The organism is Psychrobacter sp. W2-37-MNA-CIBAN-0211, assembly GCF_040309405.1.
Taxonomy (GTDB): domain Bacteria; phylum Pseudomonadota; class Gammaproteobacteria; order Pseudomonadales; family Moraxellaceae; genus Psychrobacter; species Psychrobacter glaciei.
This window is the reverse complement of the sequence record NZ_JBEOOU010000137.1, coordinates 1-280: the sequence shown is the minus strand read 5'-3', so window position 1 is coordinate 280 and position 280 is coordinate 1. Positions and strand designations below refer to the sequence as shown.

Below are 280 nucleotides of genomic sequence, written 5' to 3'. Positions count from 1 at the left end.
GTGTAGTTCTCTGGAAGACCAGTCGCATCCCAAACATATGCTTGCTTGGTTAGAACGTCAACAACACCAACAAACTCATCTTCTCTACCGATTGGTAAAGTCATGATTAATGGAGTTGCACCAAGTACTTTTTGTACTTGATTAGTTACACGGAAGAAATCAGCACCCATACGGTCTAATTTGTTTACGAAAATAACACGTGCTACACCTGACTCATTCGCATAACGCCAGTTAGTTTCTGATTGTGGTTCAACACCACCAGAGCCACAGAATACACCGA

Annotated in this window: 1 protein-coding gene; it reads right to left on the bottom strand. The window is 42.1% G+C overall.

The genetic code is table 11. From position 1 onward, the window contains the following. Positions 1 to 280, bottom strand: a 280-nt coding sequence (locus AAEY72_RS14625; protein ID WP_352311258.1) for a GTP-binding protein, incomplete at both ends; no start/stop codon positions are given.